Raw genomic sequence first — 17,013 nt, 5'->3', positions numbered from 1 at the left:
AGCGGACACTTCGTTTTCGCCTGTATTTTCTCCGGCCCATCGTGTTGGCTCAACACGATGGGCTTTAGGTAAGCGCAATGCTTTTTCCATATATTGCAGCCTCTAAAAATGCCGCAATGAAATTGGTATCTTATCGCCGGGAAGGCCACGACAGGCTTGCTGCACTGATTGATGGGCTGCTGTATGATATGGAGTCTTTGCACCCCGATATTCCCCACAACATGAGTATGTTCCTTAGCTATTGGGAGGAATCGCTGCCCATGGTACAGGGAGGAGAAATGATGGTTCGTGAAGGGCGCATCAGCCGGAGCAAAGGCTTTTCTCCCGATTCGGTGGAGTTGCTCGCTCCTGTTCCTTTCCCTACCTCTTGCAGGGATGGTTATGCTTTCCGGCAGCACGTTGCAGCCGCACGCCGCAACCGAAAAGTACCTATGATCCCCGAGTTTGATCAATATCCCATTTTCTATTTTACGAATCACCAGGCGATCCAGGGGCCAGGCGATATTTTCTGTATGCCCGATCATTTTCAAAAGCTCGATTTTGAACTGGAAGCGGCCATTGTGATCTGTAAGCAGGGACGTAATATCCGTGCCGAAGAGGCTGATCAATACATCGGCGGACTGATGATCATGAATGACATGAGCGCCCGTACGTTGCAAATGGAAGAAATGTTGCTGAACCTGGGGCCAGCCAAAGGAAAAGACTTCTCTACCGTAATAGGACCCTGGCTGGTTACACCGGACGAACTGGAGCCATTGGAAATGCCTGCCCGTGAAGGTCACGTGGGCAAAAACTGGAACCTTCGTATGCAATGCCGCGTCAACGGTGTACAGGTAAGCGATGGCAATGTGGGTGATATGGATTGGACCTTTGCCGAGATCATCGAACGGGCATCTTACGGCGTTACTTTATATCCCGGCGACGTGATCGGCAGCGGAACAGTTGGCACCGGATGCTTCCTCGAGCTAAACGGTACCGGAAAGCTAAACGATCCCAATTATGCTGAGCAATGGCTGCAGGAAGGGGATGTGGTAGATATGGAAATCGATGGCCTGGGCATTCTCAGTAATACCATTGTGAAAGAAGATGATGACTTTTCTATCCTGGCCAGGAAGAAGATGCAAAATGCATAATGCCTGAAACTGACCGATAATGATCTTAGACCTCAGTACACTTACAACAGTACAAAGGCAAAACTACCTGCAGCATGCCATTGCGCCAAGGCCGGTTTGTTTTGCCAGCACCATCGATAAAAACGGACAAGTGAACCTGAGTCCGTTCAGCTTTTTTAATCTATTCTCCACGCAACCGCCTGTGGTCATTTTCTCTCCTTCACGGCGGGTGCGTGACAATACCACTAAACACACTTTGCAGAACGTGCTGGATGTTCCGGAGGTGGTGATCAATATTGTCGATTACAGTATGGTACAGCAGATGAGCCTGGCCAGCTGCGAGTTTCCCCGCGATGTGAACGAGTTCATCAAAGCTGGTTTTACGCCTGAACCAGCCACAACCATTCGTCCGCCGATGGTAAAAGAAAGCAAGGTGAAGATGGAGTGTCTTGTTAAGGAAGTGAAGATGCTGGGAGAGGAAGGAGGGGCTGGTAACCTGGTGATCTGCGAAGTGAAGGTGATGCATATCGACGAATCGATACTGGATGAAAAAGGCTTCATTGATCAACGTAAACTGCACCATATAGCCCGGCTTGGCGGCGACTGGTATTGTAAGGTAGATGAGAGTAACCTGTTCCAGGTGGAGAAGCCGAATGTGAAGTTGGGTATTGGCATCGACGCGTTGCCCGATCCTATCCGCCATAGCAATATCTTAACCGGCAATAATCTTGGCCAGCTCGCCAACGTACATGACATGCCCGTGATAGATCCGGCGTTTTACGACGATCGCCTGAAGAACATCATACAATACTATGCTGTGAGCCCCGATGAAATGGAAAAGGAGCTGCATGTATATGCGAAAGAGTTGCTGGATGCCGGTAAGGTAGTCGCTGCCTGGCAGATATTGCTGGCGAATAATTGACGGGTCTTTCAATCTTTCTTACATCCAGGACCGGTCACTGCGTTCTGTTTCATACAATGCATAATCGTGTAGTTGCCGCGCCAGCTCCAGCGGAATAAAGGGTATGCTGATGGTTCCTCCGGCGGTTGATACCTGCAAGGTTGCTAACCCATGCTGCCGTTGGTAAATGGATTGCTGAACAGTGACCTGTTGTGTCTTGTACCACCGTACGATCTGCGTCTTTCTTCCCCAAATGCCACTGTCGATCTGCAGAGCGTCTGCTGCTATGTATAAACGAAAGTTGCGGCGGAAGAGGTATGCCTGCCCGGCCGTGATGGGTATGTACAACAGCATCAGAAAATACCAGGGGTTCCATTTGATCAATAAGAGAATTGCCAATATCAGGGTAATGGGCAGTATGGCCGATAACAAGGTTCGCCGGAAGGTATAGGAGGCGTGGATACCGAAATGGCCCACTGCTTCGTGCGCCACCAACGGATGATAATGCGCCAGCAATCCGTTTATATACCCGGAGGTGGTGAGCGGCACCTTCACCCTTTGCTTTTTGTTGCTTTGCGTATCGCCCATTACCTGGTGAAACTCGAGGTTGAATAAGCCGATCTTACGGCGTATCCAGTTTGCCTCCCAGGAGATATACTGTATCTTGGAAAAAGGGACCAGGTTTTGGCGTGTATTGATGAGGCCCGATTTTACCTTGAAACCTTTTTCCGTTTCGGTGAGCTGAAAGTCGAAGTAGGTGAGGAATATCCGTATCATCGATACCACGACTGATATGCCCAGTACAAATGCCACTACCAGCGAAACAGATACCACAGACATTCCTACCTGCGATGATGAATCTTTTACCAGCCTGATGACCCGGTCGCCAAAGATCTCCTCGAGATTTTGAAGGGATGATATGCTAAAGGCCAGCACGATGAAGAATGCCTGTATATGATTGGCCGATATGCCCAGCCGCAGCAGGTCGGTGAGCGACAATCGCATGATGGCTGTTTCCGGCGCATGCCGGGGAATGGGGCTGCCTTCCGTCAATTCTTTTCGTTCTCTCATCAGAAAAGCTTTTAACTCTTCTGCTTTTGGCACTTCGAGGGCGTCAATGACCGCCTCCGTTTTTTCGGAACCTGCCGTGTCGATCTTTACCTTGGCTACATTGGCCACCTGGTGCAACAGGTTTTGTTCGATGTGTACGGCCTGTATTTTTTGAAGCGGAATGGTGATCGTTTTTTTGCTGATCAGCCCCTTGCGAATGACCAATTCTTCGTTGGCGATAAAAAAGCGGAAATAGAAGTAATCGATCAGCGAGCGGGTCAATATGATCACCGGCAGCGAGAGGATGATGATCTCGTACATGTCCACCCCCTTTCTGTTCTTTTTAACAAGCAAGACCAGCAACAGCGGCCACAGCGTTTTGAAGATCGTTACGGTGGCTTTGGCAATAATAATGACCAGGCCGGCTTTTGCCTGCCGCCGGGGTATACTCCAGCTTTTATCAGGCGCCTGGTTCATGGTCTATCTTTTGGGTGATCCACTCCTTCAGCTCCCAGGCCAGCTCTTCCCGGAGCCCCCGGATACGAAGGTCGGCTTCGTTGGAGCCAGCAGTGTACAGGACCAGGCTGGCGAGCCCGTACTGCTTCTCGAGCGGACCAATCGTTACGGCACTGTGCTGGATGCGGTTGAAGGGGCAGGTATGTGTTTTCTGAATGATCCAGCCGCTGCGGTAAATGACATCCCGCTCGCGTATGGCAAAAGCCTTCGTGGTAAACGTCTTTTCCTGCAGCCAGAACCAACCTATTACCAACAGGGCCCACCCGCCGATAACCAGGCTCATCGCTAACGGCCCGCGGAGTGGCTTTGCGAAGTAGAGCAGCACACCGGCCAGCACCCCGAGGATGACGCTGCCGATGAGCCATTCCCACCGCAATACCCGGAGGTAGGAGCGCTCAATGGGGCCGAGGGTGGTGTTTTCTACCCGCGGTAACGCATCGATCGGTAGCTGGTTGTTCAGAAATTCCATGGGCTAAAAATAGTGCTTAAAGTTTACTGTTGGCTGTCAGGGTATTAGCGGAGCAGTTTGTGATCCGGTGGCGTTCAATAATACGGGCAACTTCCCCGAATTACTTATTTTTGCACCCGCTTTACCGGTGCTTACCCGCATTGGTAGCAAAATTTCAATTTTATTACATGCAATTATCTGAACAGGAGATCATCCGGAGAGAGAAACTGAAAGAATTACAACAGCTCGGTATTGAGCCTTACCCTGCGCCCTTATTCCCCGTAAACAGTACAGCTGCCCATATCAAGGCCAACTACAAAGGGGAAGAAAATAAGGCCGATTTTGCCAATGTATGCCTCGCTGGGCGCATTATGGGTGTGCGTGATATGGGTAAAGCCAATTTTGCCCAACTGCAGGATAGTACCGGCAGAATCCAGTTGTACATCAAACGGGATGAGATCGCTCCGGGTGAAGACAAGACCCTGTATGATAAAGTATGGAAGCACCTGGCGGATATCGGCGATATCATCGGTGTGAAGGGATATGTTTTCACTACCAAAACAGGCGAAACATCTGTTCACGTGCTGGAGCTGGTAATGCTTACCAAGTCCCTGAAGCCGTTGCCTATCGTGAAGGAGACCAAAGAAGGGGAGACCTTCGATGCGGTAACCGACCCAGAGTTCCGCTACCGCCAGCGTTATGCCGACCTGATCGTTAATCCTGAAGTAAAGGATACTTTCCTCAAACGTACCAAGCTGATCAATACGATCCGTGAATACCTGAACAACCAGGGTGCCATCGAAGTGGATACGCCGGTGCTGCAGTCTATTCCCGGCGGTGCGATCGCCCGTCCGTTCATCACCCACCACAATGCCCTCGATGTGCCTTTTTACCTGCGTATTGCCAATGAGCTCTACCTGAAAAGGCTGATCGTAGGTGGTTTCGACTGGGTTTATGAGTTCAGCCGCAACTTCCGCAATGAAGGGATGGACCGTACACACAACCCCGAGTTCACCGTGCTGGAGTGGTATACTGCCTATAAAGATTACTACTGGATGATGGAGATCACCGAGCAGCTGATGGAAAAGATCGCCATTGCCCTGCATGGTACAACGGTGGTACAGGTTGGTGAAAAGACCATCGACTTTAAGGCACCTTTCAAACGGGTAACTATTTTCGATGCCATCAAGGAGCATACCGGCATCGATGTAAGCAATATGGATGAGGCTGAGTTACGGACCACCTGTAAGTCGCTGGGTATTCATCCCGAAGCGAGCATGGGCAAGGGCAAGCTGATCGACGCGATATTCGGTGAAAAGGCGGAAGGGCAATATATCCAGCCCACCTTCATCATCGACTACCCGGTTGAGATGAGCCCATTGACGAAGAAGCATCGCGATAAACCAGGCCTGGTAGAACGCTTCGAGCTGATGGTGAATGGTAAGGAGATCGCCAATGCGTACAGCGAGCTGAACGACCCTATCGATCAGCGCGCGCGCTTTGAAGAGCAGGTAAAGCTGATGGAACGTGGCGACGATGAAGCGATGTATATCGACTACGACTTCCTGCGCGCGCTCGAATACGGTATGCCGCCAACAGCCGGTATTGGTATTGGTATCGACCGTTTGTGCATGATGATGACCAATCAGCCCAGCATCCAGGATGTGCTGCTGTTTCCGCAAATGCGCCCTGAAGTGATGAATGATTAAATGAACAAGTCCATCATCAGTTTCTGATCGGGGTTTACAGCATAGTGTGTGAAGTCTGTAACACCCTGTTCTTTCAGGATCTCTTCATCGATAAAGAAATTGCCGGTGCATTCGAAAGATGGCCGGCCAAGGATATGAAAAGCGGCATCGGCCACGATGTCGGGAATGCGGCTCCGCTGCATCAGAAAATCGCCTCCCAGCAGGTTTTGTACCGCTGCGGTGGCGATTGTCGTTTTGGGCCATAAAGCATTGACGCCGATGCGGTGAGCTTTCATTTCTTCTGCCAGTCCGAGCACGATCATGCTCATGCCGTATTTGCTCATGGTATAGGCCAGGTGTTTGGCAAACCAGCCGGGGTCCATGTTAAGGGGGGGCGACAGATTGAGGATATGTGGGTTGTGGGCTTTTTTGAGATAGGGTATGGCAGCCTGACACATTAAGAAGGTGCCACGTACATTGATACCATGCATGAGGTCCCAGCGCTTGGTCTCGGTTTGTTCCGTGGGCGACAGGTTGATGGCGCTGGCATTGTTGATCAGTATATCGATGCCGCCAAAGGTGTCGACGGTGGATTGTACGATCTGTTTGATACTTTCTTCGTACCGGATATCTCCCTGCAGAGGGAGTACCTTTCCGGGGCCGGCCTTGGCTATTTCTTCTGCTGCTGTATAGATAGTTCCGTCCAGTTTTGGATGCGGTTCTGCTGTCTTTCCTACGATAACTGTATTGGCTCCTTCGCGCGCCAACCGTAAAGCAATCGCTTTTCCTATGCCGCGGCTGCCGCCGGTGATGAGTACCGTTTTGTTTTCAAATGTCATATAACAAGCGATTTAAAGATGTACGCCTTTTGGTTACAGGAATAAATATAATCGGTTTATGGTAGGATTTAAAATATAGAGTGGTTATACGAAAAGGGTCTACAGTATTTTTACGAATACCCCGGTATTTAACGAAATTTTAGATCGCAGCAATTATCCTATTGCAACTTAATAGGTTAGTCTCTATGTTTGTACTGTTGATTGATTGATACAAGGGCACCAATATCCAGAAAACCAGATCCAATATCCAGACCAAATCCTTTGAAAAGAACCAGTCGAACCTTCGGGTGAGATGTCCAAAAATCCAAAAGCCGTCGAACAACCAGGGTCCTGCATCTATCAATGAACACAGTTTAAAATCCAAAGTCCAGTTGTCCAAGATCCTACGAAAGAAGTAAAATTTGTACCTATTGATGACCCAGTTTTGTTGGTAAGGTTTCGTACAAAAGTTTTTGAGCAGCCCCGCTTTTCCTCGGGGCTGCTCTTTTTTTGGGCATATCTGAGCTGCAATGGTAGTTTCAAGCCGTGATGCAGGCAAAACGGCACTGCACCCCTTCCGGGTACTGTCTGAGCACTAACAACTGAAATTGGGCCCTTCAGGCAATACCCAGGCCATGCCAGGCAATGTTTAGGCAATGGGACCCGGGGAGGGTGCCCAGGTGGGAGCGGGCGTGGGCTACCTTGAACTTTCCGGAGGCCTTATCTGATTTGCGACCATTAAGGTATTAGAAACGGCCACGCAAAGGCGCGGCCGTCCTCACTCAAAACCATCTCTGCCTAACCAAGACAGAGTAAAGTAAACCAACGTATTTTTCATGTAATTGGTTTTCTTAATATAAAAACGGCCACGCAGAAGCGTAGCCGTCACCTTTAAAACATGGTCCCCTCTCAGTAAGGACCAGTCTAATCAACGATCATCAGAATATTTTGGAGCCCACTACTTTATGGCTTTCCAGCTTATCCAGTTGTGCCTGGTATTGAAGCTGAACCTGTTGTAACTGGGCGTTCTCTACATTGGTTTGTGCGTCGAGCAATTCCACGTTGGTGATCAATCCTTCTTTGAATCTCACCTGTGCCAGTTTGTAGGCCCTTTGCGCCTGTACTACCAGTACGTTGGTGTTGCCCAGCTTTTCCTGGATGCCTTTGTAATCCTGCTGCACAGTGGCAAGGTCCTTCTGTATGGTAGACTCCAGCGTTTGCATCGATTTTCGGGCGGTCTCGATCTGCACCTGCGTCATTTTTTGGCGTAGCTTGGGCCGGTCGGACGAAAGGATCGGGATGGATATGCCTACTCCAAAGTTGCCATTCAACCGGAACTGGTCGATATCGGGCTGGATGCCATTCCTTACGCCACCGCTGGCGGAACCCATGATATTGGGTCTTGACTCGATCGAGGCTTCCTTTTTATCATACTCGTACACGGCGATCTGCTTTTCGATCTGCTGGGCATCGTAGTTGGTCTTCTTCCAGTCGCCGGGTTCCAGCACCAGGTTTAGCACATCTTCGCGGTAGGTATCGGTGCCGCTGGCGGCTATTTTACCCCTGGTATCCACGCCCGAGAGCCACTGCATCAGCACATATAGCTTTTCCAGCTGGGTTTGCAGGTCGCTGAGGCGGTTGGTGGCATTGGCCGTACGCACCTGGGTTGTGAGCAGGTCGTATTCCAGTGCATCACCGTTCTTTATCTTGGTTTGGATGAGCTTTTCGTTCTCTTTAAGGGAGTTGATCTGATCTTGTTGCACCAGGATACCCTTTTGCACGAACTGGATGTTGTAATAAATCTGTGCTGTTTGATAGGCGATAGCGTTCTTCGTATTATCTATCCCATTCACATTAAGGTCCCGCTGGGCTTCATTGCGATCGAGCTTGAGTTTGGTTTTACCAAAGTCGTAGATCAACTGCCTTACACTCACAGCTGCGTTGTAATTATTGTAGGGCTGAAACGCCAAAGAACTTTTGCCGCCAGGAGTTTCAAATTCCACCTTGGGTGAAGGCGCAATGAAATTGTAATTGACATCGGCACTTACTGTTGGCAGGTATCCTGCACGGATGATCTCCCCTTTCACATCATCGGCTTTGAGCTGTTCCTCAAGTTCCTTTATACGGGGGTAGTTGGTGACGGCCGATTGTATCAGGCCCTTTAATTGTTCATCGCGGATGGGCGATTCCTGTGCAAAGCCAGCCTCCATCAACAGGAGTAACAAGGCTCCGCTTACTATCTTTTTCATACTACTTGATATGTTTGTTCGATTCATTTTGTTGTTTTTAGTGGGCTGCCTCCATGGCTTCTTTGACAGCCTTGGTATCTACGACTGGCTTCTTCTTTACTCTTAGGAAAACTACAAAGGGTAATACCAGGATAAAGAATATACCGATGAGCCGGAAGGTATCGAGGTAAGCGAGGTAATAGGCCTGCTTATCTACGGCCAGGTCAATGATCTTGTGTGCCTTGGCGGTGGCTGCCGTAATATCGGAACCGGTTTGGGTCATCATGTTGTTGGCAATGTTCGTAACCCGCTCAGTAAATGCCGGCGCTCCATCGTAGGTGTTTGCCACCATGTCGTTGCGGTGCTGGGCATAACGCTGGCTGATGAAGTTGTTGGCCAGGGCGATCCCAAATGCGCCACCGATCTGACGGATCATATTGTTGAGCGAAATCCCGGCTGCATAATCTTTGGGCGGAAGTCCTGCTACTGCCTGGTTGATCAGGGGCAACTGCGACATAGAGATACCGAAGGCCCGGATCAGCAGTGGGATAAAGAATGCCCAACGGCCTACATCGGGACTCACGTCTGCGCTGGTCCAGCAATAAATAGTGAATAACGTAAACCCTACGACGATGAACGGGATCGGCGATACGCCTTTACTCATCATGCGTCCGATAATCGGCATCATCACTACGCCGGCAAGTGTAGGCGGCAACAGCGACAAGCCTGTTTCGAGTGCCGAGAAGCCGAGTACGCGTTGTGCCAATACCGGGTACACGAATACAGAAGTAAAAAGCCCAAGGCCTGCCACGAACGTAAAAACGGTAGTGAACGCATAGGTCCGCTTCTTCATTACCCGCAGGTTCACTACCGGTGACGGGGTCTTTAGCTCCCAATAAATAAATCCGAAAATGCTTACTGCTGCCAGTACCGAGCACACTTTGATCGCATCACTGGCGAACCAATCTTCCGATTCGCCCCGCTCCAGTACAAACTGCAAACAGCCAATGCCTGCCATTAACAATGCTATCCCTATATAGTCTACCGACATTTGTGCCTTCTTCTTTCCTTCTCCTTCCTTCCTGTCTATGAAGATCAGCGCCAGCACAGTTGCCACGATACCTACGGGGATGTTCACGAGGAACATCCAGGGCCAGGAGAAGTGTTCAATCAGGTAACCACCCACGGTAGGGCCCAATGTGGGACCCAATATCAATCCCATACCAAAGAGACCGGAGGCCATGGGCCTTTCTTCGGGCTTAAAGGCATCGAAGAGAATGGCCTGCGAGGTAGATAAAAGGGCACCTCCACCGATACCCTGTACAAAGCGCCAGACGATCAATTCCACGAGACTGGTACTCTGCCCACACATGTAGGAGGCGACCGTGAATATGATCATCGATACTATGTAATAGTTCTTACGGCCGAAGTATTCAGCCAGGAAGCCGGTCATGGGGATGATGATCACATTGGCGATGGCATAGGCGGTGATGACCCAGCTTACGTCTTCAATGTTGACGCCCAGGCTGCCGGCCATCTCGCTCAGGCCCACGTTCACGATAGAGGTATCTATCAATTCCATAACGGCGGCCGTTACGGTGGTGAGCACTATTATAAATTTGGCAAATCCTTTTGGACTGGACATATATCTTTTGTTATGCGTAATTGAGCTGGTGTCTCAACTGTTTTGAGCACAAGGGATCCCCTTTCGATGTTCTATGGCAATCTGAACATCGCTTTCTTCCTGCGAAGTGAAGACAGTTGTGCTATCTGTTGTTAATTCAGTGGGACGCTTACGTACACACTAAGACCTGCTCTCAGTACTTCCTTATATTGGGTTAAATCATTGATGGCGATCTTAACGGGTACACGTTGTGTTACTTTCACAAAGTTGCCGCTGGCATTGTCAGGTGGCAGCAGGGCGAAACGAGCGCCTGTTGCGTCACTCAGACTTTCTACCGAACCTTTCAGTTTGAGGTTGGGGTAGGCATCTACTTCAATATCTACGGGCATGCCGGGGTGAAGGCGGTTGATCTGGTTTTCCTTGAAGTTGGCTACGATCCAATAGGTGGTGTCGTTCACGATGGTGAAGAGGGGTGCGCCTGATTGTACGTATTGTCCAAGGGAGATGTTCTTCTTTCCAATTTTACCAGCCTGGGGTGCATATACTTTGGTGTAAGACAATTTCAATTTCTGCTGATCGATCTGTGCTTTCTTTATTTCGATATTGGCCTGTGCCTTTTGAACGGCTGCCTGCAATACGCTGATGCGGCTTTCGGCGCTGGCCAGGTCATTGTGACTGTTGTCGAGTTCTTTAGAGAGCGTTTCGTAATCGTATTTTGCGTCGTCGAGTTGCTTTTGGGTAACGGCCGACTCTGCGAACAGGTTCTTATTACGGGTGTAATCTTTCTGTGCTTTTTCGAGCTTTACCTGATTGATGTCGATATCTCCTCTATTGACACGCAATGATACCAATGCATTGTTAAGAGCAGCTTTTGCATTGCTGAGGTCGGCCTGGGCTGCCTGGTTGTCGGCTTCGAGCTGCAGCAATTGGGTCTGAAGCTCTGCGTCGTCGAGTTCTACCAGCAATTGACCTGCTTTCACGGAATCGTAGTCTTTTACGGCGATGCTTTTTACATAGCCGGCCACGCGGGGCAGCACGGGGATGAGTTGTGTTTCAACCTGTGCATTATCGGTGCTTTCATGACCGAGCGCAAAGTTGATCTTTTTGTAGCCGAAATAGCCCGCTACTACGAGTACGATCAGGAAAATGATAAGTTTTAATGGCGACTTCTTCTTTTTGGGTGTTGGGTTGTTCGGTTGATTTTCCATAACTATAAAACGTTTACTATTATTTACCTATAAGATGTGCGTGCAGCAGATCGCGTAAGTGGCTTTTTAACCGTTTGTTGATCTTTGCTTTGTATTCTTCTTCATCGGCTGTATCGATGCGCAGCAATACACAATAGACATTCTTGGTGTTCGTGATCTGCGTGATCGTTCCCATCATTGTGGCCATTGTCATCTCTACATCTATTTGACGGAATACGCCTTTCTTCTGCCCTTCTGCTATTATTTTCTTTATACGCTCCAGGTTCTGCATTTTGATCGTGGTGATCAACTCTTTGATCTCTTCCGAGCGGGCGGTATTGTATTCCTGGGTCATGATGCTGTGAAACCGCCGGTTGTTTACGATGCGGTCTACATAGAAATCGATGATCCATTCGATCTTTTCCCAGGGCGACATGCCGGGATCGTTGCTTTTTTCTTCGAGTGCTACTACCGACGACCTGAACCTGAACTCGATCAACTCCTTGAGGAGGTTTTCCTTCGAGCCGAAGTAATAAGAGATCATAGCGAGATTAACCCCTGCCTGGTTGGCGATATCCCTCACTGAGGAGCCATCAAATCCCTTCACCGCGAACAAGTCTTCTGCTACCAGGAGGATATGCTCCCGCTTATCTGTTTTTTCTACTGAGCTCATTTGGCAATGCTTTATGACACCACAAAATTAAACAAACGTTTAAACTAAACAATCGTTTAATTGAGATTCTTTGTTATTGATTTGTTATCCGGACGGGAATTGGGGTCTTTGGCATGGGTGGGATAGGAGTGTGGTTACGTGATAACCACTTGGTGTGGTGAAGGTTGCGACAAGGATAAGGTTTGAATGAAAGTGGATGCAGGTGCGTAGGCGGACGGCCAGATTTGGAGGGACCTGGATGGCTTAAGGTGGAGAAAGGCGGACTGCGTGCCCCGCAGGCGGAGTGCAGAATGCACTGAGACCAGGATAACTTTGTGCGGAGAACGGATGGTTACGGGCCAGATGGGTGGGGCCGTTATGGAGGGACGAGGCTGGCCGGGTGTGGAGAAAGGCGGGCTGTGGGCACGGTAGGGGGGATCGCCCGAGGTGAAGGGCCCAGTGCAAAAAAAGCCCTGCCAACCGGGTGAGGTGGCAGGGTAAAAAACACGCCTATATACTGAGTCCCTGATTTATTTCATGGCTATACTGCTGTCTTGTAGCGGCAGGTAGTGGAATCCGAGATACGCTATTTTCCAGTGCCCGTCGATCTTTTCGAGGATCCTGGTTTCTAATGACCTGCCCAATAGTTTGCGCGTATCCTTTGCGTAAGAAACCTGATCGAATGTGTACCAGGCCATGTTGCCATGTACCCGCAGGTTTTCATTGCTTCTTTCTTCGGTTGAACCAACCCATAGTGTCCGGTTCTCTTCAAACTGCTTTTTCTTGAAATCCCTTAGCGCCTCGAAGCCATTGTAACTACGAACCTTTTCTGCATATCCTTCCCAATAACCATAAGAGCGAAACCATGCTTCATTTATATAGGTACTTTTCCAGGATTCGAAATCCTGTTTGTAGTAGGCTTCCGTTTCCTTCGCGATCACTGCTTTGATGGCTGCCTTTTCATGTTCCGTATCGGCAATGCTCACTCTCGAATAGCAGGCTGCCCACATGAACACCGTAAACAACAGCCCGCTTAGTATCACTTGCTTCATAGATAAGGTTTGTATTGCGGTGACAAAAGAACGATAATAACGGTTGCGGTAATTCCGGGAATGAGTGTTTGGCAGATTTTATCCTGTGGTTGCCATTTATTTTGAGTGCGCTTTTAAAAGCTACCAGTGGCGAAACCTGAGGGTGCCGGATAATTTGAATGCTTAATAAATGGACATAGGTGCTAAATCAGCAGCAGCATAGGTTCAATGAATTGATTGTGAGTAGAGGTGGTATTTTATTGTGCATAATGTTTCCCAAAAGCAATTCCACACTTCCCCTATTTACAAAGGAAATGTGTTGTGGCCATACATAAACAACACTAGCGATACCGTATTGATAACCATTTTGCTAATGCGATTTAACGGTTGATGGCATGTGCTTTGTTTTACCTATCGTGTAAAAACAATCATTATGAAAAAGGTAATCGTACTTGCAGCGCTTGCCTGCTGCTCTGTAGGCTTTATTCAAGCGCAAACAGCTCCTGGTATTAAAGGGGGCCTCAATCTTACAGATGTTTCTAATTTCAATGGAAGCAATAGAGTAAGCGGACACGTGGGTTTATTTCTGCATCACTCGTTGAACTCCCGCTGGTGCATTCAGCCCGAGTTATTGTATTCGGGTCAAGGGCAAAAGTATCAGACGGGCGAAGGTGAACGCACTTTGGCACTTAGCTATATACAGGTGCCCGTGATGATCCAATACTATCCTGTAAAGCAACTATACTTTGAGTTTGGTCCGCAGCTTTCCTTCTTAACCTCTGCCAAGGTGAAGGGCGGCGGCAACGATGTTGAAGTTGACGGCGGATATCGCAAAGCAGATGTCGGTGTGAACCTGGGTGTTGGCGTAGCAGCAACGCAGCAAATTGGTTTTTATGCACGCTACGGCGCCGGCCTCACCGATATTACCAAGAACGGTAATACTTCCAATATGAACAGGGTTGGTCAATTGGGTATGTTTGTAAGGCTGCATTAGTAATATTGAAGTTGTACGTTAAAAGGCCGGGTAGACACCCGGCCTTTAGCATTCCGACTAAGCGTTCGGAATTTACGGCTATGAGAAAAACGACGTCAGTTGCTATTTGCGCGCAGATCGTCATTGTTGACTCCCCGCTTGCGGGATACGCTTTCGGTAAGTTTTCCAAAGTTCCAGCGAAGGCCAATGCTGGCTGATCGGCCAGGGCGGTAATTCCATGATGTTGTATGGAAGTTCTTATCACCCAGTGAACTTTTCCATTCTATATCTTTTCTAAATATATTGTTGATGTTGATCGTTAAGGTGAGCTTCTCCTTTAACATCTTGAAATTGGATCCGAAGCTGTACCAATAGTTGAGGCCATAGTAACCCTGTAGTTGTGCAGGTGCCCGATTGAGATTGGCATTGGCGAAAGCACTTATTTTTTTGGTGATGTCATAGCTGCTGTTGATGTTTCCGTATCCGCCAAGCCCGTTGTTCCTTTGCGCCGGATTGCGGCGGTTCTTTACAAAATCGTACCGGAGGCCGATATTGCTGCTGATGCGCCATTTGGCCGTTGGGGATACCGATACATTTCCGCTTAAGCCTGTCGATGAATAGCTGCCGATGTTGTCGGATGTATAATAAGTGACGCCGGTTTGATCGTTGAAGTAGGAATACCGCGCTATTTGGGTATTGCTAAAATTCTCCGAGAGGCGGATATTGATATTGGTTTTCCCTTTGAGGACGGTCCAACCCAATTCTACACTATGATATAACTCCGGACTAAGGTTGGGATTGCCAAAGTTGAGGCTCAGTGAATCGGTATTGTTCACGAATGGGTTGAGGTCCCAGATATAAGGTCGGCTAAGCCGTTTAGAATAAGATAATGAAAGGGTGTGCATGGTGCCGAACTTTCTTGATACGAAGAAGGAGGGCATGAGCGTAATGTAATCCTGGTTGACGGTAGTGTGCGATTTTACAAAGTCGCCGTCTACTACCGTTTGCTCGATACGGGCGCCTATGCGGAAGTTAAATTTCTTGATGGCAAACCGAAGTGTGGCATAGCCTCCGAATACGTTCTGGCGATAGTTGAAGTTGTCGGAGTTGGTGGTGTCGATAACAAACTTCTCATCGGGCGAAAAACGTTGCTGACTTACGTAATCGGCTTCTGCATGACGGAGGATGGCTTTGAGTCCTGTTTCCAGTTTGATCTTATTCTTAAATGGGTGTATGTAATCGAGCTGGTAGGTACTTTGCCGGTTAATCGATTTGTTGTCGTTGATGACAGACCGCCGGCCATTGGGGCTTTGCTGATCGCTGTTTTGCAGGTTTTTGTCGTTGCTGTAGTCGTGAAACATTTTGATGGTAAGCTCCTGCTCCTTGTTTCGACGGAACTTGTGAATGAAATCGGTGCCCCAGTTCCTGGAGGGGTAACTATAGTTGAACTGGTCGTCGAAGAGGGTGCGGGCGGTGTCTTGTCCGTTGGGCGATACTACGTCGAAGTAGCGGTCGTTGTGGTTCTTGTTGGAGCCTCCGGTAAGCGAACCATATCCGCTGAGGGTATTGAGGCTATCGACATCCCAGCTCAATTCGAGGTTGCCGTAGTTGTAGAAGTTATTCATGGTGCGGTTGCCTTTGGAGATGCGCTTTGAATAGGCTACCGGATTAAAGGATTCCGTTACTGCTGCGTTCCTGAATTTAATGCCATTTACCTGGTTGATGCCATAGTAGCCACTGATGCCGAATTTCCCAAACTTAAAGCTAGCGTTGCTATTCAGGTTTGTATTGCCGAGGGTTGTTCTAAATACTCCGATGTTCCCATTGTAGCCAACTATCTTCTTTTTGGTGATGATGTTGATGATGCCGCCAACTCCTTCGCCATCGTATTTCGCAGAAGGGGTGGTGATCACTTCGATGCTCTTGATGAGGTTTGCCGGAAATGATTGAAGGGCCTCTTTGACGTTGCGGCTGAACATGGCTGTTTCCTTTCCGTTGAGCAGGACTTTGAAATTGCTTTGTCCGTTGAGCTGGACATTGCCTTCTCCATCAACCGATAGAAAGGGTGTTTTGCGCATCACGTCGGTTGCTGTTTGTGCTGCATTGGACGGATCGGCTTCTACGTTGTAGGTAAGTTTATCTTCATTGTGTTCGATAAGTGGTTTGCGGGCGGTTAGGGTGAAGGCTGCCAACGTTGTGCTGGCAATACCTAACTGTAGTGCGGGGATCTCTATTTCGGCGCTGCTGCCAGTGATATGGATGGGGAGGGAGCCTTTTTCTCCGAATCCACTGTTGGTGGCGAATATGATGTAACGACCGGTATCTACTTTGCTGAATGTGTACCTGCCTTTACTGTCAGTGAATATATTGCGAAGGGGTTTTTGCTGGTTATTCAGTTGGTATAAGCCAACTGTTGCATAGGGCAGGGGCCTGGCTTGTGTGCTATCCTGTACTGTTCCTTTGATAGTTGCCTGGTTTTGACCCCATGTTTGATGAGTGAGGAAGCTCAACAGGAGTGATATAGTACTCCCGTACAAAGCTCTCTTTGTAAAAATCATGGCTATACTTTTGATTGTTTGAATGTTGCTGAGACCGGGGACTGCTGCTGCCGGAGTTGTTACTGTGCTTACTGCTAATCCTTTCTGCCTGCTAATTTAGTTGCTGTATGCTGGCTATTGCTGTAATCTTGATCAATGGGTGTGGATCCTTGACGAATTTCTTTGGGCTGGTCAGTAAGCGGGTAAGCAATTGTTTCCAAAGGGTGGTGAAATAAGGAGCGGTTGTT

At 48.8% G+C, this 17,013-nt stretch carries 13 protein-coding genes; 4 read left to right on the top strand and 9 right to left on the bottom strand.

Features of this window, described 5'->3' with window-relative positions; all coding sequences use genetic code 11:
• Positions 1–116: 116 nt before the first annotated feature.
• Both P2H89_RS20460 and P2H89_RS20455 read left to right on the top strand, forming a co-directional pair.
• The gene (locus tag P2H89_RS20460; RefSeq protein WP_275830322.1) at positions 117–1,133 is read left to right on the top strand and encodes a fumarylacetoacetate hydrolase family protein; all 1,017 of its coding nucleotides are present in this window, start codon (positions 117–119) and stop codon (positions 1,131–1,133) included.
• 19 nt (positions 1,134–1,152) lie between these two features.
• Positions 1,153–2,034 carry a flavin reductase family protein gene (locus tag P2H89_RS20455; RefSeq protein ID WP_275830320.1) on the top strand — a complete coding sequence of 294 codons (882 nt, stop codon included), beginning with the start codon at positions 1,153–1,155 and terminating at the stop codon, positions 2,032–2,034.
• An 18-nt stretch (positions 2,035–2,052) separates the two neighbouring features.
• Here the strand turns inward: P2H89_RS20455 and P2H89_RS20450 are convergent, their stop codons facing one another.
• Both P2H89_RS20450 and P2H89_RS20445 read right to left on the bottom strand, forming a co-directional pair.
• Positions 2,053–3,540, bottom strand: a complete 1,488-nt coding sequence (locus tag P2H89_RS20450; protein WP_275830318.1) for a PH domain-containing protein — start codon at positions 3,538–3,540, stop codon at positions 2,053–2,055.
• Positions 3,524–4,048, bottom strand: coding sequence for a PH domain-containing protein (locus P2H89_RS20445; protein WP_275830316.1), 525 nt, complete (start codon positions 4,046–4,048; stop codon positions 3,524–3,526). Before P2H89_RS20445 ends, P2H89_RS20450 begins: the two co-directional genes overlap by 17 nt.
• 167 nt (positions 4,049–4,215) lie before the next feature.
• On the opposite strand from P2H89_RS20445, the gene lysS reads away from it, so the two are divergent.
• Complete coding sequence (gene lysS, locus P2H89_RS20440) at positions 4,216–5,736, top strand: lysine--tRNA ligase (protein ID WP_275830314.1); 1,521 nt, start codon at positions 4,216–4,218, stop codon at positions 5,734–5,736.
• On the opposite strand, the gene P2H89_RS20435 is transcribed toward lysS, so the two are convergent.
• The 6 genes from P2H89_RS20435 to P2H89_RS20410 form a co-directional block, all read right to left on the bottom strand.
• Positions 5,733–6,554: an NAD(P)-dependent oxidoreductase gene (locus P2H89_RS20435; protein WP_275830312.1), complete on the bottom strand. Its 822-nt coding sequence runs from the start codon at positions 6,552–6,554 to the stop codon at positions 5,733–5,735. The genes lysS and P2H89_RS20435 overlap by 4 nt on opposite strands.
• A 917-nt stretch (positions 6,555–7,471) precedes the next feature.
• Positions 7,472–8,782: a TolC family protein gene (locus tag P2H89_RS20430; RefSeq protein WP_275830310.1), complete on the bottom strand. Its 1,311-nt coding sequence runs from the start codon at positions 8,780–8,782 to the stop codon at positions 7,472–7,474.
• 37 nt (positions 8,783–8,819) lie between these two features.
• Entirely contained in the window at positions 8,820–10,406 is a 1,587-nt protein-coding gene (locus P2H89_RS20425) for a DHA2 family efflux MFS transporter permease subunit (protein WP_275830308.1), read from the bottom strand.
• 131 nt (positions 10,407–10,537) lie between these two features.
• Positions 10,538–11,593, bottom strand: coding sequence for an HlyD family secretion protein (locus P2H89_RS20420; protein ID WP_275830306.1), 1,056 nt, complete (start codon positions 11,591–11,593; stop codon positions 10,538–10,540).
• A 19-nt stretch (positions 11,594–11,612) separates the two neighbouring features.
• Complete coding sequence (locus P2H89_RS20415) at positions 11,613–12,245, bottom strand: TetR family transcriptional regulator (RefSeq protein WP_275830304.1); 633 nt, start codon at positions 12,243–12,245, stop codon at positions 11,613–11,615.
• A 509-nt stretch (positions 12,246–12,754) separates the two neighbouring features.
• Positions 12,755–13,276, bottom strand: a complete 522-nt coding sequence (locus tag P2H89_RS20410) for a hypothetical protein (protein ID WP_275830302.1) — start codon at positions 13,274–13,276, stop codon at positions 12,755–12,757.
• Between the two features lie 412 nt (positions 13,277–13,688).
• Here P2H89_RS20410 and P2H89_RS20405 point away from each other — a divergent pair, with 412 nt between their 5' ends.
• Complete coding sequence (locus P2H89_RS20405) at positions 13,689–14,249, top strand: porin family protein (protein WP_275830300.1); 561 nt, start codon at positions 13,689–13,691, stop codon at positions 14,247–14,249.
• Positions 14,250–14,344: 95 nt separating this feature from the next.
• Here the strand turns inward: P2H89_RS20405 and P2H89_RS20400 are convergent, their stop codons facing one another.
• Positions 14,345–16,786 carry a TonB-dependent receptor gene (locus P2H89_RS20400; RefSeq protein WP_275830299.1) on the bottom strand — a complete coding sequence of 814 codons (2,442 nt, stop codon included), beginning with the start codon at positions 16,784–16,786 and terminating at the stop codon, positions 14,345–14,347.
• Positions 16,787–17,013 lie beyond the last annotated feature (227 nt).

Origin of the sequence: Paraflavitalea sp. CAU 1676 (assembly GCF_029223285.1) — a bacterium.
GTDB lineage: Bacteria > Bacteroidota > Bacteroidia > Chitinophagales > Chitinophagaceae > Paraflavitalea.
The sequence above is the reverse complement of the archived record's forward strand: the minus strand, read 5'-3'. Positions and strand labels throughout refer to the sequence as shown.

Coding starts and splice junctions, on each gene's coding strand:
- P2H89_RS20415 (WP_275830304.1), bottom strand. CDS start 12,245: ATGAGCTCAGTAGAAAAAACAGATAAGCGGGAGCATATCCTCCTGGTA.
- P2H89_RS20405 (WP_275830300.1), top strand. CDS start 13,689: ATGAAAAAGGTAATCGTACTTGCAGCGCTTGCCTGCTGCTCTGTAGGC.
- P2H89_RS20455 (WP_275830320.1), top strand. CDS start 1,153: ATGATCTTAGACCTCAGTACACTTACAACAGTACAAAGGCAAAACTAC.
- P2H89_RS20430 (WP_275830310.1), bottom strand. CDS start 8,782: ATGAAAAAGATAGTAAGCGGAGCCTTGTTACTCCTGTTGATGGAGGCT.
- P2H89_RS20410 (WP_275830302.1), bottom strand. CDS start 13,276: ATGAAGCAAGTGATACTAAGCGGGCTGTTGTTTACGGTGTTCATGTGG.
- P2H89_RS20445 (WP_275830316.1), bottom strand. CDS start 4,048: ATGGAATTTCTGAACAACCAGCTACCGATCGATGCGTTACCGCGGGTA.
- P2H89_RS20420 (WP_275830306.1), bottom strand. CDS start 11,593: ATGGAAAATCAACCGAACAACCCAACACCCAAAAAGAAGAAGTCGCCA.
- P2H89_RS20400 (WP_275830299.1), bottom strand. CDS start 16,786: ATGATTTTTACAAAGAGAGCTTTGTACGGGAGTACTATATCACTCCTG.
- P2H89_RS20435 (WP_275830312.1), bottom strand. CDS start 6,554: ATGACATTTGAAAACAAAACGGTACTCATCACCGGCGGCAGCCGCGGC.
- P2H89_RS20450 (WP_275830318.1), bottom strand. CDS start 3,540: ATGAACCAGGCGCCTGATAAAAGCTGGAGTATACCCCGGCGGCAGGCA.
- P2H89_RS20460 (WP_275830322.1), top strand. CDS start 117: ATGAAATTGGTATCTTATCGCCGGGAAGGCCACGACAGGCTTGCTGCA.
- lysS (WP_275830314.1), top strand. CDS start 4,216: ATGCAATTATCTGAACAGGAGATCATCCGGAGAGAGAAACTGAAAGAA.
- P2H89_RS20425 (WP_275830308.1), bottom strand. CDS start 10,406: ATGTCCAGTCCAAAAGGATTTGCCAAATTTATAATAGTGCTCACCACC.